Genomic DNA, 25,873 nt, shown 5'->3' with positions numbered 1-25,873 from the left:
CTGCGAACGTCGATCCGGCTCGGCGCACCAGCGTCCGGCTACCCCATTTTGACCCTGAACCCCTTAACGCGCTAATCTTGGTAGTCGTTGTGCGTGTCCTATTCCGATGGTGCGTGCCCGCTTGAGAATCCGGTTGCAGGATGACTACTCAACGTGCACATTCGGAAGCAAAGGATGACTGGTTACATAGAGCCCTCACCTCTGTTCCGGTAGCGCGCAGATAGTAGGTGCACGAGCTAGTGACACCTAAACAAGAACGCCAGAACAAGAACGAGGCAAACACCGTGCGTACGTACACCCCGAAGCCCGGCGATATCAACCGCCAGTGGCACGTCATTGACGCCACAGACGTTGTCCTTGGTCGTCTCGCGAGCCAGACCGCAATCCTGCTGCGCGGCAAGCACAAGGCCACCTTTGCGTCCCACATGGACATGGGCGACTTCGTCATCATCATCAACGCTGAAAAGGTCGCCCTCACCGGCGCCAAGCTGGAGCAGAAGCGCGCATACCGCCACTCCGGCTACCCGGGCGGCCTGACCTCCGTCAACTACGCGGAACTCCTGGAGTCCAACCCGGTCCGCGCCGTTGAGAAGGCCATCAAGGGCATGCTCCCCAAGAACTCCCTCGCTGCCCAGCAGCTCGGCAAGCTGAAGGTGTACCGCGGTGCTGAGCACCCGCACGCCGCCCAGCAGCCCAAGACTTTCGAAATCACCCAGGTCGCCCAGTAGTCCTGGCCACCAAACAACTTATCTATACAAGGAGAATCGTGGCTCAGAACGAAGAGACCACCGAAGCCGTTGAGGCTGAGGAAACCCTGACCAGCTACACCTCTGAAAGCTCAGCTGCCGATGCCGCTGCGCCGAAGAAGGAGCGCCCGGCCCTGACCGTCGCCGGCGCAGCTGTTGGCCGCCGCAAGGAAGCTGTTGCACGCGTTCGCGTTGTCCCCGGCTCCGGCAAGTGGACCATCAACGGCCGTGCGCTGGACAACTACTTCCCGAACAAGCTGCACCAGCAGGACGTCAACGAGCCCTTCAAGATCCTCGATCTTGAAGGTGCCTACGACGTCATCGCCCGCATCCACGGCGGCGGCATCTCCGGCCAGGCGGGAGCCCTGCGCCTCGGCATTGCCCGTTCCCTGAACGAGATCGACGTCGAGAACAACCGCGCCACCCTGAAGAAGGCCGGTTATCTCTCCCGCGACGCCCGCGTCATCGAGCGTAAGAAGGCCGGCCTCAAGAAGGCCCGCAAGGCCCAGCAGTACTCCAAGCGCTAAACCCGCTTGTACAGAAGCCCGTCCCGCCCTTTGGCGGGGCGGGCTTCTGCCGTTAAGGGTGCAGCATCCTGAGGCTCACTGGCCTTATCGGCGTCCTCTGACCTGCCGCTTCAAGCCGAAGCACGCCCATCCTCTAGACTTGACCGGTGTCTAGATTATTTGGAACTGATGGTGTCCGGGGGCTGGCGAACGGTTTGTTGACTGCGGAGCTGGCGCTGCAGCTGGCCCAGGCGGCCGCCGTCGTGCTCGGCCACGACCGCAACTCCAACGGGACGCGGCCGCGCGCCGTGCTGGCGCGCGACCCGCGCGCCAGCGGCGAGTTCATCGCCGCAGCCGTGGAAGCCGGGCTCTCCAGCTCAGGCGTGGACGTCTACGACGCAGGCGTCCTCCCCACGCCTGCGGCGGCCTACCTGGTTGCTGACCTGGACGCCGATTTCGGCGTGATGATCTCGGCCTCCCACAACCCCGCACCGGACAACGGCATCAAGTTCTTCGCCCGCGGCGGCCAGAAACTGCCGGACGACGTTGAAAACGCCATCGAGGCGCAGATGTCGAAGGAACCGGTGCGTCCGGTCGGCGACGGCGTAGGCCGTATCCAGCGCTTTTCCGATGCCGAGGACCGCTACATCGTCCATCTGCTGCGTACGCTGCCGCACAATCTAGAGAGCCTGAAAGTGGTCCTGGACTGCGCGCACGGCGCCGCCAGCGGCTGCTCACCCCAGGTGTTTAAGGACGCTGGCGCTGACGTGGTGGTCATCGGAGCGGAACCGGATGGGCACAACATCAATGACGGCGTTGGCTCCACCCATCTTGGCCCGCTCAAGGAAGCGGTAGTCGCATACCAGGCCGACCTCGGCATTGCCCACGACGGCGACGCCGACCGTTGCCTCGCAGTGGACCACGAAGGCAATGAGGTGGACGGCGATCAGATCATGGCCATCCTCGCAGTTGCCCTGAAACAGTCCGGCAAGCTTAAGGACGACGTCCTGGTGGCCACCGTCATGAGTAATCTCGGCCTCAAGATCGCGCTCCGCAATGCGGGCATCAGCCTCCGCGAAACAGCTGTAGGGGACCGCTACGTCCTGGAGGAAATGCGCGACGGCGGCTACAACCTGGGCGGGGAACAGTCCGGCCACGTCATCTTCGCCGACCATGCCACCACGGGTGACGGCGTCCTCACCGGGCTGCAGCTCGCGGCCCAGATCGCATTGACCGGAAAGCCGCTCAAGGAACTGGCTACCGTGATGACCAAGCTTCCCCAGGTACTCATCAACGTCAAGGGCGTGGACCGGGCCAGGGTTGGAAGCAACGAGGTCCTGGCCCAGGCCGTGGCAGCAGCGGAAGCCGCCCTTGGGGATACTGGCAGGGTCCTACTTCGTCCCTCCGGCACTGAACCGGTAGTGCGCGTGATGGTCGAGGCCGCTGACGAGGAGACGGCTCAGTCCATCGCGGAACACTTGGTCCAGGTGGTGCGCGCCGAGCTCGCCCTGCAACTGGTCAGCGAATAGCCTGCGAAGCAAAGCGGCCCGACTCCTGCTGGAGGCGGGCCGCTGCTTTGTGTGAGTGTAGGTTTGAGCTAGCCAGCCCGGCTCTTCAAAGCATCGCGGATCTCGGTGAGCAGGGCGATCTGGGGATCCTCCGCTGACTCCGTCTTCACGTCCTGGCCGATCCCGAGCCTGCGGTTACGGCGTTCAATCATGAGGTTCATGGGCATCACCACAACGAAATAAATGGCTGCGGAAATCAAAACGAAATTGACGATTGCTGTCAGCAGGACGCCGAACTCGATGAAGTTCCCGTTGAAGTCGATCCGGGCGAAACTGTCGAAGTTAGGTGATCCCACGAGACCCGCAATGAACGGCATGAGCACCTTATTCACCATGGCGGTGACCACCGCTCCGAAGGCAGTGCCGATAACCACCGCGACGGCAAGGTCAACGACGTTGCCCTTCATAATGAAATTCTTGAAACCAGTCAGCATAGGAACAACGTATCGCGGGGGCATGCGTGGAAGGTAACCGGACTGGCTGCTGGGCCACTCAGGGGCCCTTTAGCCGTTGTCTGCCTGATGCTTGCGCGTCGTCAAAGTCTCCAGTCCGGAGTGTTCGGAGTGCACGGAGGGACTCGAGCCAAATGACTGCCAAGGGCAAGGACGACCATGGAGCGTCCACGACGGAAAGCGGCCAGGGCAGGCTGAGCGCCGCAAGATGCAACGGGGGCACCATCCACATCAGCGTGAAGGCGAATGCTGCCGCTATGCGCAGGGTCCGGGTAGGGCGGCGCTCCAACAGGAAGATCACCACCGGAACGAACAACACGGCGTCGTAGGTTGCCAAGTGCGGCGAGAACGTGAGTGTTGTTGCCAGCGTAGCGATCCATACAGCCTGCGGATCAACGGCTGATCCCCCCAGTCGCAAGAGTGTCACCAGGAGGATTGCAGCTCCCAGGGGCAACGAGGCTGTTGTGAGCAGCGGTGCTATGTAGTCGCCCCACCCGGGTGGCGTCAGGGCTTGCAGAAGGGACGGAAACCCCACCATTTTCCAAGCCTGGCCCTGCTGGACTTCCGTCATGTACAGCGGGCTCGACAACGCGGAAGTCCATCGCACGATTCCCTCAAAACCGACCAGGGCAACGGACACCCCACTCGTGGCGCCGACCACGGCCACGAAGGCAGCCAGCGCCTTGTAGCTCCGCATGGCCAGCAGCACCAGCGGCACAACCAGCACGAGCTGGGGTTTGGCGAAGCCGAGTCCCAGGACCGCACCGGCCCAGCCGGAATAGCCGGCCCTGAAAAGGCGTATCCCCGTGAGCCAAAGGAAGAGGACGAAGGCGGAATCCTGGCCGCTGCCCAAGAGTTCGAACGTAGGAGGCGCGGCAAGGACAAGCAGGAACACGAGCTTCTGTCGATGGCGCATCAGGTCGGGGGCAACGGCGCCCAGGCTGGAAATACAACAGACCAGCATTGCTGTGTTTATCCCCAGCCATAAAAGGCCGCTTAGGTTGTAAGGGATGAGTGCCAGCGGCGCATAGAAGGCAGCAACGATCGGCGGCGATACAAACCATGCCAAGTGCGGGGTTGTTGTCCCCAGAGCTTCGCCTTGAACCCGGTTCTGGATCCCGGGGTCGTAAAGATTTCCCGGGTCGTCCCACAGCAGCCGCCCGCCGGTCCAGTGAGCCAGGTAGTCAGGCAGGAACGCGCCCTGGGCGGCCGGGTCCAGGATCCGGACTAGGCTGCCGGCAGCGAGTCCAAGTGCGCCCGCCACGATCAAGAGCACCGGGTAAACCCGCAGGCGGTCTGCTGTGATTAAATCGTCGAGCCGCCGCGCCAAGCGCCCAAACGCCTCCTCCCGTCCACCAGCCGTGGACTTGAGGACCAGTTTTCTTGGTTTCCCCACCATAGTCAGCGAGACTACAGGAGGGGAACGCTATGGACGAGCGCCTGCATCCGCTCTACAAATACCCCGGCGCCGCCTCCACGCCGAAGTACTCCTCGAGCGTGAGAATGCCGCGCGCAACCATGTCCGTGGCCGCCTCCACGCCGATGTACCGCAGGTGCCACGGCTCGTAGTAGTACCCCGTAATGGGATGGAACATCCAGGGGTACCGCACCACAAACCCGAACCGGTGACCGTTCGCCTTGGCCCACACGGCGGCGGGCTGGTCCGCAAAGCAGGGCTGGAAACTGCACGCACCCCCGCCGTCGGCGACGTCGAACGCCCACCCCGTCTGGTGTTCCGAGTAGCCAGGGCGCGCACTGGCGGAGTCCGCGTCGGCCTGCCCCCGCGCAGCGACATAGTTGTTGTAGGTCCCCACCTGCCTACCGTACGAGCGGTATCCGCTGGCCAGGACCAGCGCCACGCCGTCCCGCCCAGCCGCGGCGAACATCGCCTCCGCTGCCGCCGCCGTGGTGCTGTTAAGCAGCGCCGCCTCGCCGGAAGCGGTCATTGCGACGGCGGGCGGCACCAAATCAGCCGGGACGTACTCGGCCGGGACCAGGGGGCGACGCTTGTTGACCACCAGCCAGGGGCTCGCGGGGTCTGTGAGCGAGAACTGCCGCGGCAGCGCTGCGGAGGGCGACGGCGCGGGGGACGGAGCGGCAGGTGCGGCAACCTCGGTGGGGGGCGGCGCCGTCATGCCTTCCGGGGCGGGTGCGGGGGCACCGCCCGCGGGGGAGGTGGACGACGGCCCCACCGCCGCGGGTGCCTCCGGCGTGCACGCTGCCAAAACCGTCAGTCCGGCGCCGGCTGCCAGGAAGCGGGTGAAGCTGCGCCGGCTGGGCGCCCCTGATTCAACCGGGGGGACAGCCGCACCGGGCGTGCAGTCGTGGCACACCTGTGTTAAACCTTCCGGAGCAGCATACGGCGGATCGAGTGGTCCGCCTCCTTCGTCAGCACCAGCTGCGCACGGCCCCGGGTGGGAAGGACGTTTTCCTCCAGGTTGGGCTCGTTGATGCGCTTCCAGATGTCCCGCGCAGTGACCTCGGCTTCGTCGTCGGACAGCGTGGCGTAGCGGTGGAAATACGATTCCGGCTGGGCAAACGCCGTGCTCCGCAGTTTGCGGAACCGGTCCACGTACCATTCCTCGATGTAGGAGGTCTTGGCATCCACGTAGATGGAGAAATCGAAGAAGTCGCTCAAGGCCAGGCCCTGCCGGCCGTCGTGCCGCGGCCGCGCCGGCGCCAGCACGTTCAGCCCCTCAACAATCAGCACGTCGGGCCGGCGCACCACCACTTCCTTGTCCGGGACGATGTCGTACGTCACGTGGGAGTACCACGGGGCGCGCACTTCCTCCGCGCCGCTCTTGATCTCACTCACAAAACGCAGCAGGGCCCGCCTGTCGTACGATTCCGGGAATCCCTTGCGCTCCATCAGCTGCCGCCGCTTCAACTCGGCCAGCGGATAAAGGAAGCCGTCTGTCGTGATGAGTTCCACATTGGGGGTGCCGGGCCAGCGGCGCAGCATTTCACGGAGCACACGCGCAATGGTCGACTTGCCCACCGCCACGGACCCCGCCACGCCGATCACAAACGGCGTGCGCTGGGTGTGCTCACCCAGGAACGTGGTGGTCGCCGCGTGCAGCTGCCCGGCAGCCTCGACGTAGAGGTGCAGCAACCGCGACAGCGGAAGGTAGACCTCGCGGATTTCCTTCATGTCCAAGGGATCCCCGAGGCCGCGGAGACGGATGATGTCCTCTTGGTTAAGAGGCTGTTCCATCTCATCTGCGAGCCGGGACCAGGTCTGCCGGTCCAGCTCGACGAACGGGGAGACACCCTCTCCGTTCGCCTCGTTGCGTTGCAAAGTCACGTTAGTGATTCTGCCCCTCGCCCGGCACATAGCGAAATGGAGGCGGATGTGAGTGCGGCGGCAGAGGTGAGGCGCGCCGCAGATGACGACCCGGCAGGGTGTCCCGGTTTAGAGGTAGGGCACCCCTGCCGATAGTCTTGAGCCTATGTGTGGAATCGTGGGTTATGTGGGCCGTTCTGGTAACGGCGGAAGTCACAGCGCGTTGGATGTTGTGCTTGAGGGGCTGCGCCGCCTGGAATACCGGGGCTATGACTCCGCCGGGGTGGCTGTGGTGTCCAAGGGCGTGATTGAGTCCCGGAAGAAGTCCGGGAAGCTGAGCAACCTGATCGCGGAGCTGGAGGCCCGTCCGCTGCCGGAGACCATGACCGGGATCGGCCACACCCGCTGGGCCACGCACGGCGGGCCGACGGACCGGAACGCGCACCCGCACTTGGCTGATGGCGGCAGGCTCGCCGTGATCCACAACGGCATCATCGAAAACTTTGCCGAGCTCAAGCAGGAACTGCTGGACAAGGGCGTCACGTTCCTGTCCGAGACGGACACCGAGGTGGCCGCGGCGCTGCTGGGGGACATCTTCCGGAACAAGCTTGGCGGGGACGCGTCCGACGGCGGCCTGACCCGGGCCATGGAGCTCGCCTGCCAGCGCCTTGAGGGTGCGTTCACGCTCCTCGCGGTCCATGCTGACCAGCCCGACGTTGTGGTGGCCGCCCGCCGCAACTCGCCGCTGGTGGTGGGCCTGGGCGAGGGGGAGAACTTCCTCGGCTCGGATGTGTCCGGGTTCATTGACTACACCCGCCGGGCGGTTGAGCTGGGCCAGGACCAGATTGTCACCATCACTGCGGACACGGTGGAGATCACCGACTTTTACGGAAACCCGGCCGCGGGCAAGGAATACCACGTGGACTGGGATCCTGCCTCCGCCGAGAAGGGCGGGTTCAGCTCGTTCATGGAGAAGGAAATCCATGACCAGCCGGACGCCGTTGCACAGACCCTGCTGGGCCGCTCGGACATCAACCACAAGCTGACCCTGGATGAGGTCCGGATCGATCCGGCGCTGCTGAAGCAGGTCGACAAGATCATCGTCCTGGCCTGCGGCACCGCCGCGTACGCGGGCATGGTGGCGAAGTACGCAATCGAGAACTGGTGCCGGATCCCCACCGAGGTGGAACTCGCGCACGAGTTCCGCTACCGGGACCCGATCCTGGACGCGAACACCCTGGTGGTATCCATCAGCCAGTCCGGCGAAACCATGGACACCCTGATGGCCGTCCGCTACGCCCGGGAACAGGGCGCCAAGACCATCTCGATCTGCAACACCAACGGCTCCACCATCCCGCGCGAGTCTGACGCCGTGCTGTATACGCACGCCGGCCCGGAAATCGCGGTTGCCTCCACCAAGGCGTTCCTGGCCCAGATCACCGCCGCGTACCTGCTGGGACTGTACCTGGCGCAGCTGCGCGGGAACATCTTCTCCGGCCAGATCAAGGACGTCCTCGCGGACCTGAACAAGATCCCTGCGAAGATCCAGAAGATCCTGGACAACGCCGGCCCGCTCCGCGAGCTGGCCCGCAGCATGGCCAACGAGAAGTCGGTGCTGTTCCTGGGCCGCCACGTGGGCTACCCGGTGGCCCTTGAGGGCGCGCTGAAGCTGAAGGAAATCGCGTACATCCACGCCGAGGGATTCGCCGCCGGTGAGCTCAAGCACGGCCCGATCGCCCTGATCGACGAGGGCCAGCCGGTGTTCGTGGTGGTCCCGTCCCCGCGCGGCCGCGACTCCCTGCACGCCAAGGTGGTCTCCAACATCCAGGAAGTCCGCGCCCGCGGCGCCCGCACCCTGGTCATCGCCGAGGAGGGCGACGAAGCGGTCAAGGCCTACGCCGAGCACGTCTTCTACGTCCCGGAAACTCCCACGCTGCTGATGCCGCTCCTGACCACGGTCCCGCTGCAGATCTTCGCAGCGGAACTGGCCCAGGCAAAAGGCTACGACGTGGACCAGCCCCGCAACCTCGCCAAGAGCGTCACCGTCGAGTAAAGGCCTGATCCGGTACTGATTCATGAAGGAAGCCCTGGGCCCTGCGCCCAGGGCTTCCTTCGTCTCCGCCGGCATGGGCGGTACCGGGGATTTGGTGAACGGAATGGCGTAACTTTTGGCGGCGCGCGGGCAGCGGGCCCTCGCAAACCCGGGACCGAGTCCGTGCGGGGAGCCAAAAGCGACGCATTTGCGTCGGCTGCCGGGTGACCGGGGCCTGAGTCAGCAAGCCAGCAGCAGGCTGCCTGGCGTGCTGCGCACAGCGGGCCGGGACCGTCGACGTAGAGTAGTGCCATGATTGTTGGCATTGGCGTAGACGTTGTAGACATCGAGCGGTTCGGCCGCCAGCTTGAGCGCACCCCCGGCCTCCGGGACCGGCTGTTCGTACCGGCTGAGCGGGAACTGAACACCAGGTCCCTCGCCGCGCGGTTTGCCGCGAAGGAAGCTGTAGCCAAGGTCCTGGGCGCGCCGGCCGGCATGAACTGGCAGGACTGCTGGATCGGCCTGGACCACAACGGGCCCACCGTCCAGGTCAAGGGCACCGTGCTGGCCGTCGCAGAGGCCAAGGGCGTCAAGCGCTGGCACCTCTCCATCAGCCACGACGGCGGCATCGCCACTGCGACGGTCCTGGCCGAAGGCTGAGCTGCTCCGGCCGTCACAGGACTGACACGTGATCAGCGCCTACACCGGCAGCCAGGTCCGGCAGGCCGAGGAACCGCTCCTCGCCTCCGGCCTGGGGGACGCCCTCATGCAGCGCGCCGCCCACGGCCTGGCCAACGCGGTCATCGCGGAGCTGAAGGCCCGCGGCCGCCGCGCCTACGGCGCCAGCGTCGCGGTGCTTGCCGGCAAGGGCAACAACGGCGGGGACGGACTGTACGCGGCCTCTTTCCTTTCCGCCCGGGGCATGCGCACGACGGCGGTCCTCACCGGCGATTCCGCCCACGCACTGGCGTTGGCTGCTTTTGAGCGCGCCGGCGGCCGGGTCCGCCGCCTCCCGGAAGCGGCACCCGGGAAACTCGCGGAAGAAACGGCCCGCGCCGACGTCGTGATCGATGCCGTGCTGGGCACTGGTGCACAAGGCGGGCTGCGGGGAAGCGCTGCAAGCCTCGTAGCCGCCCTCGCCGAGCGTGGAGCCAGCCGCGACGGACACAACTTTGTTGTGGCGTGCGACCTTCCCAGCGGCGTGGACGCCGACACGGGGGAAGTGTCCGAGCCTGTGCTGCCGGCTGACCTGACCGTCACCTTCGGCGGTGCCAAGGCCGGCCTGCTGGCCGACCCCGGCGCCGACTATGCCGGCAGGGTGGAAGTAGTGCGGATCGGCATCGAGGAACACCTGCCGGAACCTTCGCTGCGCCGGCTCCAGGACGTGGACATTGCCCGGCTTCTCCCACGCCCTGCCCGCCGGGCCCACAAGTACTCGCGCGGGGTACTGGGCGTGGTGGCCGGCTCCGCAGATTATCCGGGCGCCGCCGTCCTGGCATGCCGGGGTGCGCTCGCCGCCGGGGTGGGGATGGTCCGTTACCTCGGTCCGCCCGAAGTCGCGGACCTGGTGCGCCGGTCCTGCCCCGAAGTGGTCTGCAGTACCGGCACTGTTGCGGAGAACCGCGTCCAGGCCTGGCTGGTGGGCTCGGGCATGGGTCCCGGGGACCACGACCAGCTTCAGCGCGCCCGCGACGCCGTGGACTCAGGGCTTCCGGTCGTGGCAGATGCCGGGGCCCTGCCCGCCCTTCCCGATGTCTTGGCCCCGCAGGTTGTCCTCACCCCGCATGCCGGCGAGCTTGCCGCGCTCCTGCGGCGCCTTGGCCGGACGGAGGACCGGGAAACCGTGGAAGCCGGGACCCTGGCCGCCGTTCGCAAGGCTTCCCGGCTGACCGGGGCCACAGTGCTGCTCAAGGGTGCAACCACCCTGGTGGCCGCACCCTCCGGCAGCGTGTACAGCCAGGCTGACGGCACACCCTGGCTCGCCACCGCCGGCAGCGGCGATGTCCTGGCCGGCATCATCGGCGCGCTGCTCGCCCAGGAAGGTTCCGACGTCGGACGCTTCCGGAAGGCGGGCGTTGACGGGGAGGCGCGTTGGGCCGTTATTGCCGCGCTGGGAGCCGCCCTGCACGGGAAAGCCGGCACGTCGGCGTCGGACGCGCGCTCCGGTGGTCCGATCGCTGCTGGCGGAATTGCCGACGCCTTACCCGAAGTGTGGGGTAAAGTCAGCATGCTTAGTAACTCTGGGGCCGGGAAATGTAATAGTCACAGCCAGCCGTTACGGTAGGCATTAGTTCGCATCCGGCAGTAGGGGCGCTCCTGCTCCTCTGCTGCCGAATCACAAAGAGGAGCATTATGGAAGTCTGGCCTGGATCGGCTTATCCCCTTGGCGCCACCTATAACGGAACCGGCACCAACTTTGCCCTGTTCAGCGAACGAGCAGAAAAAGTCGAACTTTGCCTCTTCGACGACGACGGCAAGGAAACCCGCATTACCCTGGACGAGGTGGACGGGTACGTCTGGCACTGCTACATCCCGCAGGTCCAGCCGGGCCAGAAGTACGGCTACCGGGTCCACGGCCCGTACGACCCCGCGTCGGGCAACCGTTTCAACCCCAACAAGCTCCTGCTGGACCCCTATGCCAAGGCCGTGCACGGCCAGGTGGACTGGGACCCGTCCCTGTTCACGTACAACCTGGGCGAGCCGGACTCCATCAACAACGAGGACTCCGCCAGCCACATGATGATGGGCGTGGTCATCAACCCCTTCTTCGACTGGGACGGCGACCAGAACCTCCGGATTCCCTACCACCAGTCCGTCATCTACGAAGCCCACGTCAAGGGCCTCACCCAGCTCCACCCGGAAATCCCCGAGGAACAGCGCGGAACCTACGCCGGCGTGGCGCATCCCGCCGTCATCTCCCACCTGCAGAAGCTCGGCGTCACCGCCATCGAACTGATGCCCGTACACCAGTTCGTCAATGACGGCACACTCCAGGACAAGGGCCTGAACAACTACTGGGGCTACAACACCATCGGCTTCTTCGCGCCGCAGAACACCTACAGCTCCACTGGTGATACCGGCCAGCAGGTCCAGGACTTCAAGGCCATGGTGCGGTCCCTGCACAAGGCCGGCATCGAGGTCATCCTGGACGTGGTGTACAACCACACCGCGGAAGGTAACCACCTGGGCCCCACGCTGTCCTTCAAGGGCATCGACAACGCCGCCTACTACCGTTTGATGGAGGGCGACGAGAAGCACTACATGGACTACACAGGCACCGGCAACTCCCTCAACGTCCGCCAGCCGCACTCCCTGCAGCTGCTGATGGATTCGCTGCGCTACTGGGTCACCGAGATGCACGTGGACGGCTTCCGCTTCGACCTCGCCTCCACCCTGGCCCGCGAGTTCTACGACGTTGACAAGCTGTCCACCTTCTTCGAACTCATCCAGCAGGACCCGGTAGTCTCCCAGGTGAAGCTCATCGCCGAGCCCTGGGACGTTGGTCCCGGCGGCTACCAGGTGGGCAACTTCCCGCCGCAGTGGACCGAATGGAACGGCAAATACCGCGACACCGTGCGGGACTTCTGGCGCGGCGAGCCCGCCACGCTCGGCGAATTCGCCTCCCGCATCACCGGTTCCGCGGACCTGTACGAGCACTCCGGCCGCCGGCCGGTGGCCTCCATCAACTTCGTCACAGCGCATGACGGCTTCACGCTGGCGGACCTCGTGTCCTACAACGAGAAGCACAACGACGCCAACGGCGAGGGCAACAACGACGGCGAATCCCACAACAGGTCCTGGAACTGTGGCGTCGAAGGTCCCACCGATGACCCTGAAGTCCTTGGCCTGCGCGCCCGCCAGCAGCGGAACTTCATTGCCTCGCTCCTGCTGTCCCAGGGTGTCCCCATGCTCCTGCACGGTGACGAAATGGGGCGCACCCAGAAGGGCAACAACAACGGCTACTGCCAGGACTCCGAGCTGACCTGGATCAACTGGGACACCGTCGACCAGCCCCTGATCGAGTTCACGGCAGCGGTCAACGCGCTGCGGGCCAAGCACCCCACCTTCCGCCGCAGCCGGTTCTTCGACGGACGGCCCGTGCTGCGGGGCGAGGGCGAACGGCTGCCGGACATCGTATGGCTGGACCCGTCCGGCGAGACTATGAAGCCGGAAGCATGGGACAGCGGATTCGGCCGGTCCGTGGGCGTCTTCCTGAACGGGGACGGCATTCAGGGCAAGGACAGCCGCGGCCGGAGGATCACCGACGTGAACTTCCTGCTGTACTTCAACGCCCACGATGACACCGTCAAATTCACCCTGCCTGCGGACGAATACGCACCGGCCTGGGACGTCATCATTGATACCGCCGGGCAGAACGCGGACACCAAGCCGGTCAACGCGGGGGAGTCGCTGCCGGTGGAAGCAAAGTCCCTGGTGGTCCTGCGTGCCCATCAAGTCGAGGAAGTTGAACCTGACCACTCCGTGGCCGCATCCCTGGCGGCGCTGACCCAGACCTCCACCAGCGAAACCGAATCGCTCACAACGCCCATGGTGGCCGAGCCCGGGAAGACCACCAAGGTGGGCTCACGGAAGTCTTCCAAAAAATGAGGGTGCCCGCGTCCACGTACCGCCTGCAGATCCGCAGCAGTTTCACCCTGTTTGATGCTGCCGAAAAGGTGCCGTACCTGAAATCCCTCGGGGTGGACTGGGTGTATCTTTCGCCCATCCTGACGGCGGAGCAGGGCTCGGACCACGGCTATGACGTCACCGATCCCTCCGCCGTGGATCCGGAGCGGGGTGGCCCCGAGGGGCTGGTGGCGCTGTCCAAGGCCGCGCGCCAACATGGCATGGGCGTTCTGGTGGACATTGTGCCCAACCATGTGGGCGTCGCAACGCCGGCCCGGAACCCGTGGTGGTGGTCGCTGCTGAAAGAGGGGCAGGGATCACCGTACGCCGAAGCCTTCGACGTCGAGTGGGAGCTTGCCGGCGGTAAAATCCGGCTGCCCATGCTGGGCTCCGACGGGGACCTGGACAAGCTGGAGATCAAGGACGGCGAACTCCGCTACTACGACCACCGCTTCCCGCTCGCCGAGGGCACGTACTCCGACGGCGACTCGCCGCAGGAGGTGCACAGCCGCCAGCACTACGAACTGATGGACTGGCGCCGCGCGGACGCGGAGCTCAACTACCGGCGCTTCTTCGCGGTCACCACGCTCGCGGGGATCCGGGTGGAGACTCCGCGCGTGTTCGAGGAAGCCCATGCCGAGGTGGGCCGCTGGTTCCATGAGGGCCTGGTGGACGGCCTGCGCGTGGACCACCCTGACGGGCTGGCAGATCCGGTGGGATACCTGCGCTGGCTGAAGGACCTCACGGGCGGCGCTTACGTCCTGGTCGAGAAGATCCTCGAACCGGGCGAGGTCCTGCCCAGCGAGTTCGCGTGTGAAGGAACCACCGGGTACGACGCCCTGGCCGACGTGGACCGGGTGTTCGTGGACCCGGCCGGAGAGCAGGCGCTGGACGCCTTGGACGCGAAGCTCAGGAACTCTCCTGCCCCGGCGGACTATGCCGGGATGATCCGGGGCACCAAGCGCATGATCGCGGACGGCATCCTGCGGTCCGAGGTCCTGCGCCTGGCCCGGCTGGTTCCCGCGTCCCACGGGCTCACCGTGGAACAGGCAGCTGACGCCATCGCCGAGATCATTGCCGCGTTCCCGGTATACCGGACCTACCTGCCCACCGGCGCGGAGATCCTCAAGGAGGCGTGCGAGTCCGCCGCTGCCTCCCGGCCCGAGCTCGAGGTCGCCGTGGGAACGCTGCTGCCCCTGCTCCTTGATCCCGCGAATCCCATCGCCGTCCGGTTCCAGCAGACCTCCGGCATGGTGATGGCCAAAGGCGTGGAGGACACTGCGTTCTACCGCTACACCCGCCTGGGCACGCTGACGGAGGTGGGGGCCGAACCGACTGAGTTCTCGGTGTCGGTTGAGGAGTTCCACCACAGGATGCTTCGCCGCCAGCAGGAACTCCCACTGTCGATGACCACGCTGTCCACGCATGACACCAAGCGCAGCGAGGACGCCCGGGCACGGATCTCGGTCATCGCTGAACTTCCCCGGGAGTGGGCGGACACCCTGGACACGCTGCGTGAACTTGCCCCGATCCCGGACGGCCCGTACGAGAACCTGCTCTGGCAGGCGGTCGTCGGAGCGTGGCCCGCCAGCCGGGAACGGCTCCAGGGTTATGCCGAAAAGGCCGCCCGCGAAGCCGGCAACTCCACCACCTGGACGGATCCGGACGGGGACTTCGAGTCCTCCGTCAAGGCAGCCGTGGACGCAGCCTTCGACGACGCCCGCGTCACCAAGGTGGTGGAGGACTTCGTGGCACGGATCGACTCCTGCGCCGCCTCCAACTCCGTGTCCGCCAAGCTGGTCCAACTGACCATGCCGGGCGTCCCGGACGTGTACCAGGGCAGCGAATTCTGGGAACGGTCCCTGACCGACCCCGACAACCGGCGGCCCGTGGACTTCGCGCGCCGGTGGGAGGAGCTGGCAAAGCTCGACGCCGGCTCCTTGCCTGAGGCGGGCACGGAAACCAGCAAGCTCCTGGCCACCTCCCGGGCACTCCGCCTCCGCCGCGACCGGCCCGAACTGTTCCAGGGCTACAGCCCCGTGACCGCCACAGGTTCCGCGGCAGCGCACCTGCTCGCCTTCCACCGCGGGAGCGGCGGCGCCATGGGCGCCCTGACACTGGCCACCCGGCTGCCCGCCGGGCTGGCGGCCAACGGTGGCTGGCGGGACACCGCCGTCGAGCTTCCCGTAGCCATGCGGGATGCGCTGACCGGCGCCGGTTACGGGCCGGGCGCCGTTTCGGTGGCGGATGTCCTGGGTACCTACCCCGTGGCTTTGCTGGTACCGGTGGATGGAGAACAGGGATGACCCTCAAGAATGTTGGACCGGAGCGTTTCGATGTCTGGGCCCCGGAGGCCACGTCGGTAACCCTGCTCGCGGACGGCCGCCAGTACCCCATGGTGAAAAAGGAGGCGGCGCCCGGCTCGGAGGGCTGGTGGACCGCTCCCGAGGCACCGGGCGAGGGCGACGTGGACTACGGGTACCTGCTGGACGGGGACGGCCACCCGCTGCCGGATCCCCGGTCGCGGCGGCTGCCTGCCGGAGTGCATGAGCTCTCCAGGACCTTCAACCCCGCCGCCCATGCCTGGCAGGACGGCGGCTGGAAGGGCAAGGAACTGCAGGGCTCGGTCATCTACGAACTCCACGTGGGAACCTTCACGCCTGAGGGAACCCTGGAAGCCGCCGCCGCAAAGCTGGGCTATCTGGCGGACCTCGGCGTCGACTTCGTTGAGCTTCTGCCCGTCAACGGCTTCAACGGAACCCACAACTGGGGGTACGACGGCGTGCAGTGGTACGCGGTCCACGAAGGATACGGCGGGCCGGCGGCCTACCAGCGGTTCGTGGACGCGGCCCATGCTGCCGGCATTGGGGTCATCCAGGACGTGGTGTACAACCACCTCGGTCCCAGCGGGAACTATCTGTCCAGGTTCGGCCCGTACCTGAAACAGGGCGACGCCAACACGTGGGGCGACTCGGTGAACCTGGACGGCCCAGGCTCGGACGTGGTGCGCGAGTACATCCTGGACAACCTGGCGCTGTGGCTCCGCGACTACCACGTGGACGGGCTCCGGCTGGATGCGGTGCACGCGCTGCGCGATGAGCGGGCCGTGCACATCCTGGAGGAGTTCGGTGCGCTGGGCGATGCCCTCTCGGCCGAAACGGGGCTGCCGAAAACCCTGATTGCGGAATCGGACCTGAACAACCCACGCCTTCTGTATCCCCGGGACGCCAACGGCTACGGGCTGGCCGGGCAGTGGAGCGACGACTTCCACCACGCGGTGCACGTGAGCGTCAGCGGCGAAACCACCGGGTACTACTCAGACTTCCAGTCGCTGGGGGTGCTGGCGAAGGTCCTCAAGGACGGCTTCCTGCACGACGGCAGCTACTCCAGCTTCCGCGGGCGGCACCATGGCCGGCCCATCGATGCCAGCCTGGTGCACCCTGCAGCGCTGGTTGTCTGTAGCCAGAACCATGACCAGATCGGCAACCGTGCCACAGGGGACCGGTTGTCCCAGTCGCTGTCGCACGGGCAGCTGGCCGTGGCCGCGGTACTCACGCTGACCTCGCCGTTCACTCCCATGCTGTTCATGGGCGAGGAGTTCGCGGCGAGCACCCCCTGGCAGTTCTTCACCTCCCACCCTGAGCCTGAACTCGGCAAGGCCACTGCGGAAGGCCGGATCAAGGAGTTCGAGCGCATGGGGTGGGATCCCGCCGTCGTTCCTGATCCGCAGGACCCGGAAACGTTCCGCCGGTCCAAGCTGAACTGGGACGAGGCCGCCCGGGGTGACCACGCGCGGCTTTTGGAGCTTTACCGCTCCCTCACGGCATTGCGCCGGGAGCACGCGGAACTTGCCGGGCTTGGCTTTGGCGGGACCGATGTGACGTTCGACGACGACGCGGGCTGGCTGCGCTTCCGGCGGGGGAGCGTTGAGGTGCTGCTGAATCTGTCGGACGCCAAGGTCCGGCTGGAGGACGTTCCCGGTGCGCTCCTGCTGGCAACGGATGAGGCTATCGCCCTTGAGGGAGAGTCATTGGCCCTGGCGCCTTGGAGTGCGGCCATTGTGAAATCCTGATCCCTGGTCAGGCAACGTTTGCGCCGCGGGCTAATGTCAGCCCGCGGCGTAACTTTTGCTCCGTGCGCTGTAGCGTCCGTCACAACTGGCAGGATGGAACGCATGACTTATTCAGCCGCGGAAAACCGCTATGAATCCATGCCCTATCGCCGCGTCGGCCGCAGCGGCCTGAAGCTCCCGGCCATTTCGCTTGGCCTGTGGCACAACTTCGGGGACGACAAGCGCTTTGACGAGCAGCGGGCCATCCTCCGCCGCGCCTTCGACCTCGGCGTGAACCACTTCGACCTCGCCAACAACTACGGACCGCCGGCCGGATCCGCGGAGACGAACTTCGGCCGGCACCTCGCGGATGACTTCAAGCCCTACCGGGACGAACTCGTCATCTCCACCAAGGCGGGCTACTATATGTGGCCCGGCCCCTACGGGGAATGGGGATCCCGCAAGTACCTCATTTCCAGCCTTGACCAGTCGCTGCAGCGCATGGGCCTGGATTACGTGGACATCTTCTACAGCCACCGGCCGGACCCGGAAACGCCCATGGAAGAGACCATGGCTGCGTTGGACTACGCCGTCCGTTCGGGCAGGGCGCTCTACGCAGGCATCTCTTCCTACACCCCCGAGCAGACCATCGAGGCTGCCCGTATCCTGAAGGAGCTGGGCACCCCGCTGTTGATCCACCAGCCCAGCTACTCCATGTTGAACCGCTGGACAGAGAACGGTTCGCCCAATCTCTATGAGGCGCTGGACCAGGTGGGTGCAGGCTCCATCGCCTTCTCGCCGCTGGCACAAGGGATGCTTACCGACCGCTATCTCAAGGGCGTCCCCGCAGATTCCCGGGCTGCTCAGCGCAAATCCCTGCGGGAAAGCATGATCAACGACGAAAACCTGGACCGCGTGCGCGGACTCAACCGGATCGCCGAGGGCCGCGGGCAATCCCTGGCCCAGATGGCCGTCGCATGGATCCTGCGGGACCAGCCGAAGGGCTCGCCAGTCACGTCCGCCCTCATCGGCGCCTCAAGCGTCCGCCAGCTGGAGGACACATTGTCCGCCATCAACAACCTCGAATTTACCGCGGACGAGATCAACGCCATCGACGAGTTCGCGGTTGAGTCCGACATCAACCTCTGGAAGCAACCCGTCTGACCCGCCGGCCGTCATATCCACAGAGTGGGACACGGGAAGAGGCCCTTGTCCCACTCTGTTGGTTACTATGAAAACGCGCCGCTTGGCGCAGGGCCTGCCGCGCCGCCGTCGACCTTTGTTCGACGCGAACCCGGCGGGCTGACGTTTGTCCTCAAAGGAGTTCCGTGTCTTCACATCCGATTCGTGTTGCAATCGTTGGCGTAGGAAACTGTGCCGCTTCGCTGGTCCAGGGCGTCCACTACTACAAGGACGCAGACCCCAAGGCCACGATCCCGGGCCTGATGCATGTTGAGTTCGGCAAGTACCACGTGGGTGACGTTGAGTTCGCCGCCGCGTTCGACGTCGACGGCAAGAAGGTCGGCGTTGACCTTGCCGACGCGATCCTGGCCAGCGAAAACAACACCATCAAGATCGCGGACGTGCCGCCCACCGGCGTCACCGTCCAGCGCGGCCACACCCTGGACGGCCTCGGCAAGTACTACCTCGAGACCATCGAGCAGTCCACTGAAGAGCCCGTGGATGTCGTGCAGGTGCTCAAGGACGCCAAGGTTGACGTCATGGTCTGCTACCTGCCCGTTGGCTCGCAGGAGGCAGCCGAGTTCTACGCCCAGTGCGCCATCGACGCCGGCGTCGGCTTCGTCAACGCCCTGCCCGTCTTCATCGCCGGGACGAAGGAGTGGGCGGACAAGTTCACCGCCGCCGGCGTTCCGATCGTGGGCGACGACATCAAGAGCCAGATCGGTGCCACCATCACGCACCGCGTGATGGCCAAGCTCTTCGAAGACCGCGGTGTCACCCTGGACCGCACCTACCAGCTGAACGTCGGCGGCAACATGGACTTCAAGAACATGCTCGAGCGCGACCGCCTGGAATCCAAGAAGATCTCCAAGACCCAGGCCGTGACGTCCAACGTCGAGGCCGAACTGGCTGCGAAGGACGTGCACATCGGCCCGTCGGACTACGTGCAGTGGCTCGACGACCGCAAGTGGGCGTTTGTCCGCCTTGAGGGCCGTAACTTCGGCGACGCGCCTGTGTCGCTCGAGTACAAGCTGGAGGTCTGGGACTCACCCAACTCCGCGGGCGTGATCATCGACGCCATCCGGGCCGCCAAGATCGGCCTGGACCGCGGCATCGGCGGCCCACTGCTGTCGGCTTCGAGCTACTTCATGAAGTCGCCGCCGGAGCAGTTCAACGACGACCTCGCCCGCGAAAAGGTCGAGGCCTTCATCCGCGGAGACCTTGAGCGCTAATCCTTAAGTCTGGCTGCCCACCCCTGGGATCCTCTCTCACTTAATGTCGGTTTCTGGCCGATCCTCTCTCACTTAATGTGGGCTTCCACGCGGCGCTCTCTCACTTCGGTGCGGGAGCGCCACGCCTTTAACCCTGGTATTGGCGGATGGCGTGGCTGGCCTGCGAGTGCCAGTAGTTTGAGCAGAAGCTGGCTTTGCATATGCATGCCGACGGCGGCAGTGAGTATGAGCCTGTCGGTGCTCTCCGGCGCGGTCGTCGCGGCAATGTCGGGTCCGGCGAGCACGGCGGTGATCTTCGTTTCGCTGAAGCGGGGACGCCGGACAGGCCAGCTGCGCGTACCGTTCTTACCGCCAAGCGGCGGCCTCTAGAGTCCCCGGCTCAGCAGAAGTGCGAGGGGATCGCCGGAAAACCCACGTTAAGTGAGAGAGCGTCTGTAAAAAGCCAACATTAAGTGAGAGAGGATCGCAGGAAAGCGCACATTAAGTGAGAGAGGGTGCGCTAGGCGAGGCCCACGGGGTTGCCGTCGGCGTCCACGTCCATCCTCATGGCAGCCGGCGCGGCAGGCAGGCCGGGCATGGTCATCACCGCTCCGGTCAGCGCGACGATGAACCCCGCACCGGTCTTGGGCAGGAGGTCCCGCACGTGGATGGTGAAGCCCTTGGGCGCTCCGAGGCGGGAGGCGTCGTCCGTAAAGGAGTACTGGGTCTTGGCCATGCACACCGGCAGCCCGCCCCATCCGTTCCGCTCGATGTCCGCCAGCCGCTTCAGGGCAGGAACGGAGAAATCCACGCCGTCAGCCCCGTAGATCTCCTGGGCGATGGTCCGTATTTTGTCCTCCACCGGCAGTTCCAGGGGGTACAGGTGCCGGAAGCTGTTGGGCCGGGCAGCTACCCGGGCCACGAGGGCGGCAAGTTCGTCACCGCCGTCGCCGCCGCCGCCGTGCCCCCACACGTCGGCGACGGCGGCCGGTACGCCCTCCGCAGCGCACCACGCCAGCAGCCAGTCAAGTTCCCCGGCCGAATCGGACGCAAACCTGTTGATGGCCACCACGGGTGGAACCCCGAACTTCTCCACGTTCCGGACGTGCCTGCGCAGGTTGGCCACGCCCGCCTCAAGGGCGGCGATGTCCGGTTCCGTGAGCTTGTCCTTGGCAACACCGCCCTGCATCTTCAAAGCCCGCACGGTTGCCACCACCACAACTGCCGAGGGCGCCAGGCCACCGGTCCGTGCCTTGATGTCCATGAATTTCTCGGCACCAAGGTCGGCGCCGAAACCTGCCTCGGTGACCACGATGTCCGCCAGGCGCCGGGCCGTCTGGGTGGCAATCAGCGAGTTGCAGCCGTGGGCGATGTTGGCGAACGGACCGCCGTGGACCAGGGCGGGGGTGCCGGCGATGGTCTGCACCAGGTTGGGCTTGATGGCTTCCTTCAGCAGCAGCGTCAGCGCGCCCTGCACGCCCAGGTCCGCAACCGTGACGGGGGAGCGGTCAAAGGTGTAGCCGAACGTGATCCGGCCCAGCCGGGACCGGAGGTCTGCCAGGTCCGTGGCCAGGCAGAACACCGCCATGATTTCGGATGCAACAGTGATATCGAACCCGTCCTGGCGCGGAATCCCCTGGGTGGGCCCGCCCAGCCCGATGACAACTTCCCGCAGGGCGCGGTCATTCATGTCCAGGACCCGTTTGAATGTCATGCGCCGGGGGTCGATGTTGAGCTCGTTGCCCTGGTAGATGTGGTTGTCCACCAGCGCCATCAGGGCATTGTTGGCAGCTGTCACTGCATGGAAATCGCCGGTGAAGTGGAGGTTGATTTCGTCCATCGGCAGTACCTGGGAGTAACCGCCGCCGGTGGCGCCGCCCTTCATGCCCAGGACGGGTCCCAGCGACGGCTCACGGAGCGCAATCATCACCTTGTGCCCCGCCCGGGCCAGGGAATCCGCGAGCCCCACCGTGGTGGTGGACTTCCCCTCCCCGGCGGGGGTGGGTGACATCGCGGAGACCAGCACCACCTTCCCGGCAGGGGCCGGAGCCTGCAGCCGCGCGGGGTCGATCTTCGCCTTGTAGCGCCCGTACTGCTCCAGGGCGTCAGCGTTGATGCCGGCAGCCGCGGCGATATCCTCGATGGGCCGGATCCGTGCCGTCCTGGCGATCTCCAGGTCACTTGGGGTGGAAGGCATCATTGTCCTTTGTTCGGCGGGGCCGGTGGGGTTTCGGTTTCCGTGGAGGGCGCGGTCATGAGGCCGGAAAGGCCTGCACGAGCCTGCTCCCCGAGTAACGGTCGACGGCGGCATGGTAGCTTTCGAGCGTGATGGCGGCGGTGCGGGCCCATCCGGAGTTCTGGGCGCGGATGCCGGCGGCCCGCCCCATGTCCTCGCGGGTAGCGGGATCGTCATAAAGGGCCTCAAGTGCGTCCGCCCAGTCGGCGGCGTGGTGCCCGTCCACCAGCAGTCCGGTCCTGCCGTGGAAGATCGCGCGCGACAGCCCGCCCACGCGCGTGGCCACAACCGGGGTTCCGCAGGCCTGCGCTTCGAGCGCCACCAACCCGAAAGACTCGCTGAAGGAAGGCATCACCACTACGTCCGCCGCCCTGAACCACGCCGCAAGCTCCGGTGCCTTGACCGGCGGAAGCTGCGTGACGACGTCGTCCATGGCCGCCTCGGAGACCAGGCGGCGGAGGTTGAATTCCTTGTTACCGCTCAGCGAGCCAAGGATGGTGACCTGGAGGTCGATGTCCGGGCGGCGCTGCCGGAGCAGCGCGGCGGCCCTGACCAGGACCTGGGGCCCCTTCAGCCGCTGGATGCGGCCGGCGAAAACGAGGTGGAACGTCCCGGGACGGATGCCCCGTTCCGCCCGGGACCGTGCCCGGAAGGCAGGCGTGAAGGTGCTGAGGTCCACGCCGGGCGGGGCAATGTCGATCCGCTCGTACGTGGCACCGTAATGGGAAACCAGTTCGGCGGCCTCGGCGCTGGTATTGGCAATCAGCCGGGCCGCGCCGTCCACGATCCGGTGTTCGCCCAGCTCCCGCCGCCGCGGCTCCGGCTGCTCGCCCGATTCCAGCAGCAGGTTCTTGACCTTGGCCATGGTGTGCATCGTGTGGACCAACGGCACGCCCCAGAGTTCGGACAGCTCCAGCCCTGCGATTCCGGAGACCCAGTAGTGCGAATGGATCACGTCGTAGCGCCCGTGCGGCTGGCGGCGGCGGATCTGCTCGATCTCGGCAACCATGCTGTGCAGCAGGCCCGGAAGCTCTTCCTTGGGAATCTTCTTAAGGGGCCCGGCCAGGACGTTATGGACGCAGACGCCGGGATCGGGATGCTCGACGGCGGGCTGGTGGGTCGAGGTGGACCTGGTGAAGATCTCCACCTCAACTCCTGCTTCGGCCAATGCGGACGCGAGTTCGCGGATGTAGACGTTCATCCCGCCGGCGTCGCCGGAGCCCGGCTGCTCCATGGGGGAGGTGTGGAGGGAGAGCAAAGCGACCCTGCGGATCAGTGCCATGGGACCTCCTTCCGGCTACCGGCGTGTCCTGGCAGCGCCGGTAGTGTGCGCATCCGATAAAACACTACTCCTCCCTTAGTGCCCGCCACGGCGCCACAGGTCTGCGAGCGCAGGGAACTCCCGCTCGTAGCCCGCCAGCAGTTGCACGCCCAGCTCCCGGGAATCCACCAGTGGGTGGTGCGTAAACGCTTCGAGGGCCGCGTCCCGGTCACCGTCCGTGGCCGCCCGCACCGTCAGCCGCTCCACCTCCTTCACCCGCCGGAGGAGTGCCAGCTGCGGCTCCGGGGGAGCCTGCTGGGCCAGCGGTACCGCGCCGTCCTTGGTCACCGTGCAGGGAACTTCGACGACGGCGTCCGTTGGCAGTCCGGGAATCGCCGGTTCCGGGGTGGCTGGCCCAGCGGTGGTTGTCCCAGGAGCGGTGGCTGGCCCGGCGGTGTCCTGCCCGCCGGGGAGGGAGTTGCGGGTGTTGAGGATCAGCTGAGTGCCGCCTCCTCCTGACAGGGCATGCATCGCGGCGAGGGCAACCTGCTCGTAGCCGCCGCCCGCCAGATCGGACTCGTCCCGCTGCCCGCCTTCACTGCGGGCCTCCGCCAGGTAGCCCTCCTCGCGGGACCGGCGCGCCTCTTGCCACAGCCGGAAGGCATCGGCGCCCGCCGCGGCCAGCCGTGGATAGAGCTCCTGCTGCTGGCTGTGGATGGATTCTCCGCGGGTCCGGGCCATGGCGCGCATCGCCGTCCGCGCAGCATCCTGCCGGTAGTAGTAATAGAGGTATTCGTTGGGCAGCGCTCCAAGGCCGGCAAGGAACGGCTGCGGGAAAAGCCGGCCCTCCTCGAAGGAGCCCAGCACACGCGGGTTCCGGAGCAGCTCCGGCAGCAGGTCCCGCCCGCCGGACTCCAGCCGGTAGAGCCAGCCCAGGTGGTTGAGCCCGTAGTAGCCCACGCCGTCGAGCCTTCCTTCCGGAAGCGCCGCGCCCGCCGCCCGCGCAGCCCGCTGCACCAGGGCCCCTGCGGAGTCGCAGATGCCGATCACCTTCCGGCCCAGCACGGGCAGCAGCGCCTCCGTGACCATGCCCGCGGGGTTGGTGAAGTTGATCAGCCAGGCATCCGGGCAATGCACCCTCATCAGCAGGGCAAGGCGGAGCATGTGCGGGATGGTCCGCAGGGCGTAGGAAATCCCGCCTGCGCCGGTCGTTTCCTGCCCCAGGAGGCCAAGGTCCTGAGCCACTTTTTCGTCCGCCACCCGTCCTGCCGTCCCGCCGGGCCGGATCGCGGCGAACACCATTCCGGCACCTGCCAGCGCCTCCGGAAGGTCAGTGGTGGAATGGATGGGAAGGCGTGCACCGGGCGCTTCCGGCATGCTGCGGAGAACAGCGGTGATTGCCTCGAGGCGGGCGGGGTCGACGTCGTACAGCACGAGGTCGCTGACCATCCCGGCAAAGCGGCCGGAGGCCAGTGCCCGGTATATCAGCGGCACCCGGAAACCCCCGCCGCCGGCAATAAGAAGCCGCATAACCAGCAGTCTAGGCCCGCGCCCGGCAGGCCCCTACCGGATGTCTGCGGCAGGGCGTAGTGTGCGGACATGGACGCGATCCCAGCCCGCCCTTTCGACCCCCTGGCAGCTGTCCGCCCGCCCTCAACCCCCGGATTCGATGTGCTGTTGGCCGGAACAGTTTTCCAGGACATCATTTTCACAGGCCTTCCGCACGCGCCGGAGCCAGGCACCGAAATCTGGAGCGACGGCATGGGCAGCTGCCCCGGCGGGGTTGCCAACCAGGCCATCGCCGCGGCGCGGCTGGGGCTGAAGACAGGACTGGCCGCCGCGTTTGGGGACGACGGCTACGGAGACTTCAACTGGAAGATCCTGTCCGGGCAGGAGCACGTGGACCTCTCCTTGTCGCGAAAAGTGCCTGGCTGGCACTCACCCGTGACGGTCTCCCTGTGCGTGGAGAAGGACCGGTCGATGGTGACCCACGGCCACGCCGCGCCCATCACCTCCTCAGAGCTGATCGGGGACCCGCCGCCCGCCCTCGCAGGCATCGCGGAAGTGGGCAGGGAGATTGAGCCGTGGGCCAAGGCAGCGCACCACGCGGGGGTCAAGCTGTTCGGCGACGTCGGTTGGGACCCCAGCGGAGAATGGGCGCCTGCCCAGCTGGACAACCTGCAATACTTCCACGCCTTCCTCCCCAACCAGCGCGAGGCCATGGCCTTCACCGGGAAGGATGATCCCTGGACCGCCCTCTATGCCCTGGCGGACCGGGTCCCGGTAGCGGTGGTAACGCTCGGGGCGCAGGGCGCCATGGCCGTGGACTCCGAAACGGGGGAGGAGGAATGGGTGCCGTCGCTTCCGGTCAAGGCATACGATCCCACGGGCGCGGGGGACTGTTTCGACGCCGCGTTCATCCTCGGCAGCCTGGCGGGCTGGCCGCTGGGCAACAGGCTGCGTTTTGCCAACCTCTGCGCCTCGCTGGCGGTGCAGGAGGTGGGCGGATCGTTGGCCGCCCCCGGCTGGGGCGATATTGCCGACTGGTGGAAGCGCGCCAACGCCCGTCCCGAGCGCCAGACAAGCCAATGGCTGCGGCGTTTTGGCTTCCTCGCCGATATCATCCAGGACGTCCCGCTCGCCGCCCAGCGTAGGGCGTCGGCAACCATCGCCCACCTCTCGGACGCCTGACGGATTATTCGGCCTGAAGCGCCAGCAC

19 protein-coding genes are annotated in these 25,873 nt (G+C 66.2%); 12 read left to right on the top strand and 7 right to left on the bottom strand.

The window, feature by feature from the left end; genetic code table 11:
- Positions 1-284 precede the first annotated feature (284 nt).
- The 3 genes from rplM to glmM all read left to right on the top strand — a co-directional run bounded on the left by rplM (position 285) and on the right by glmM (position 2,781).
- Positions 285-728 (top strand): 50S ribosomal protein L13, encoded by a 444-nt coding sequence (rplM, locus tag Q9R30_RS06540; protein WP_015937805.1) that lies wholly within the window; start codon positions 285-287, stop codon positions 726-728.
- Between the two features lie 38 nt (positions 729-766).
- Positions 767-1,273 (top strand): 30S ribosomal protein S9, encoded by a 507-nt coding sequence (gene rpsI / locus Q9R30_RS06535; protein WP_050684362.1) that lies wholly within the window; start codon positions 767-769, stop codon positions 1,271-1,273.
- A 146-nt stretch (positions 1,274-1,419) separates the two neighbouring features.
- On the top strand, positions 1,420-2,781 hold the full coding sequence (gene glmM, locus Q9R30_RS06530) for a phosphoglucosamine mutase (RefSeq protein ID WP_311217116.1): 1,362 nt from the start codon (positions 1,420-1,422) through the stop codon (positions 2,779-2,781).
- Positions 2,782-2,849: 68 nt separating this feature from the next.
- Here glmM and mscL read toward each other — a convergent pair whose 3' ends face one another.
- The 4 genes from mscL to coaA all read right to left on the bottom strand — a co-directional run bounded on the left by mscL (position 2,850) and on the right by coaA (position 6,606).
- Positions 2,850-3,254 (bottom strand): large conductance mechanosensitive channel protein MscL, encoded by a 405-nt coding sequence (gene mscL / locus Q9R30_RS06525; RefSeq protein WP_311217115.1) that lies wholly within the window; start codon positions 3,252-3,254, stop codon positions 2,850-2,852.
- Positions 3,255-3,312: 58 nt separating this feature from the next.
- A complete protein-coding gene (locus Q9R30_RS06520; protein ID WP_311217114.1) occupies positions 3,313-4,548 on the bottom strand; it encodes a glycosyltransferase family 87 protein in 1,236 nt (411 codons plus the stop codon).
- 175 nt (positions 4,549-4,723) lie between these two features.
- Complete coding sequence (locus Q9R30_RS06515) at positions 4,724-5,605, bottom strand: M15 family metallopeptidase (RefSeq protein ID WP_311217113.1); 882 nt, start codon at positions 5,603-5,605, stop codon at positions 4,724-4,726.
- A 5-nt stretch (positions 5,606-5,610) separates the two neighbouring features.
- Positions 5,611-6,606: a type I pantothenate kinase gene (coaA, locus tag Q9R30_RS06510; protein ID WP_311217112.1), complete on the bottom strand. Its 996-nt coding sequence runs from the start codon at positions 6,604-6,606 to the stop codon at positions 5,611-5,613.
- Between the two features lie 115 nt (positions 6,607-6,721).
- On the opposite strand from coaA, the gene glmS reads away from it, so the two are divergent.
- From glmS to Q9R30_RS06470, 8 genes are all read left to right on the top strand, one after another.
- A complete protein-coding gene (gene glmS, locus Q9R30_RS06505; RefSeq protein WP_104998601.1) occupies positions 6,722-8,608 on the top strand; it encodes a glutamine--fructose-6-phosphate transaminase (isomerizing) in 1,887 nt (628 codons plus the stop codon).
- Between the two features lie 291 nt (positions 8,609-8,899).
- On the top strand, positions 8,900-9,247 hold the full coding sequence (locus tag Q9R30_RS06500) for a holo-ACP synthase (protein ID WP_013601780.1): 348 nt from the start codon (positions 8,900-8,902) through the stop codon (positions 9,245-9,247).
- A gap of 28 nt (positions 9,248-9,275) precedes the next feature.
- On the top strand, positions 9,276-10,871 hold the full coding sequence (locus Q9R30_RS06495; RefSeq protein ID WP_311217111.1) for an NAD(P)H-hydrate dehydratase: 1,596 nt from the start codon (positions 9,276-9,278) through the stop codon (positions 10,869-10,871).
- Positions 10,872-10,939: 68 nt separating this feature from the next.
- The gene (gene glgX / locus Q9R30_RS06490; protein ID WP_104998599.1) at positions 10,940-13,195 is read left to right on the top strand and encodes a glycogen debranching protein GlgX; all 2,256 of its coding nucleotides are present in this window, start codon (positions 10,940-10,942) and stop codon (positions 13,193-13,195) included.
- A complete protein-coding gene (gene treY / locus Q9R30_RS06485) occupies positions 13,192-15,519 on the top strand; it encodes a malto-oligosyltrehalose synthase (protein WP_311217110.1) in 2,328 nt (775 codons plus the stop codon). The genes glgX and treY overlap by 4 nt, the downstream gene beginning before the upstream one ends.
- Positions 15,516-17,285: a malto-oligosyltrehalose trehalohydrolase gene (gene treZ, locus Q9R30_RS06480; RefSeq protein WP_311217109.1), complete on the top strand. Its 1,770-nt coding sequence runs from the start codon at positions 15,516-15,518 to the stop codon at positions 17,283-17,285. Before treY ends, treZ begins: the two co-directional genes overlap by 4 nt.
- 102 nt (positions 17,286-17,387) lie before the next feature.
- Positions 17,388-18,428 (top strand): L-glyceraldehyde 3-phosphate reductase, encoded by a 1,041-nt coding sequence (gene mgrA, locus Q9R30_RS06475; protein ID WP_104998596.1) that lies wholly within the window; start codon positions 17,388-17,390, stop codon positions 18,426-18,428.
- 164 nt (positions 18,429-18,592) lie between these two features.
- Positions 18,593-19,678 (top strand): inositol-3-phosphate synthase, encoded by a 1,086-nt coding sequence (locus Q9R30_RS06470; protein ID WP_104998595.1) that lies wholly within the window; start codon positions 18,593-18,595, stop codon positions 19,676-19,678.
- A gap of 499 nt (positions 19,679-20,177) precedes the next feature.
- Here the strand turns inward: Q9R30_RS06470 and Q9R30_RS06465 are convergent, their stop codons facing one another.
- The 3 genes from Q9R30_RS06465 to Q9R30_RS06455 all read right to left on the bottom strand — a co-directional run bounded on the left by Q9R30_RS06465 (position 20,178) and on the right by Q9R30_RS06455 (position 24,684).
- Positions 20,178-21,854 carry a formate--tetrahydrofolate ligase gene (locus Q9R30_RS06465; RefSeq protein WP_104999801.1) on the bottom strand — a complete coding sequence of 559 codons (1,677 nt, stop codon included), beginning with the start codon at positions 21,852-21,854 and terminating at the stop codon, positions 20,178-20,180.
- A 55-nt stretch (positions 21,855-21,909) separates the two neighbouring features.
- On the bottom strand, positions 21,910-23,175 hold the full coding sequence (gene mshA, locus Q9R30_RS06460; RefSeq protein ID WP_311217108.1) for a D-inositol-3-phosphate glycosyltransferase: 1,266 nt from the start codon (positions 23,173-23,175) through the stop codon (positions 21,910-21,912).
- Between the two features lie 75 nt (positions 23,176-23,250).
- On the bottom strand, positions 23,251-24,684 hold the full coding sequence (locus tag Q9R30_RS06455) for a 6-phospho-beta-glucosidase (RefSeq protein ID WP_311217107.1): 1,434 nt from the start codon (positions 24,682-24,684) through the stop codon (positions 23,251-23,253).
- A 69-nt stretch (positions 24,685-24,753) separates the two neighbouring features.
- Here Q9R30_RS06455 and Q9R30_RS06450 point away from each other — a divergent pair, with 69 nt between their 5' ends.
- Positions 24,754-25,845, top strand: a complete 1,092-nt coding sequence (locus tag Q9R30_RS06450; protein WP_311217106.1) for a carbohydrate kinase family protein — start codon at positions 24,754-24,756, stop codon at positions 25,843-25,845.
- The last annotated feature ends 28 nt before the right edge of the window (positions 25,846-25,873 follow it).

This window comes from Arthrobacter sp. AB6 (genome assembly GCF_031844545.1).
Classification (GTDB): Bacteria; Actinomycetota; Actinomycetes; order Actinomycetales; family Micrococcaceae; genus Arthrobacter.
This window is presented reverse-complemented; position numbering and strand designations above follow the sequence as displayed.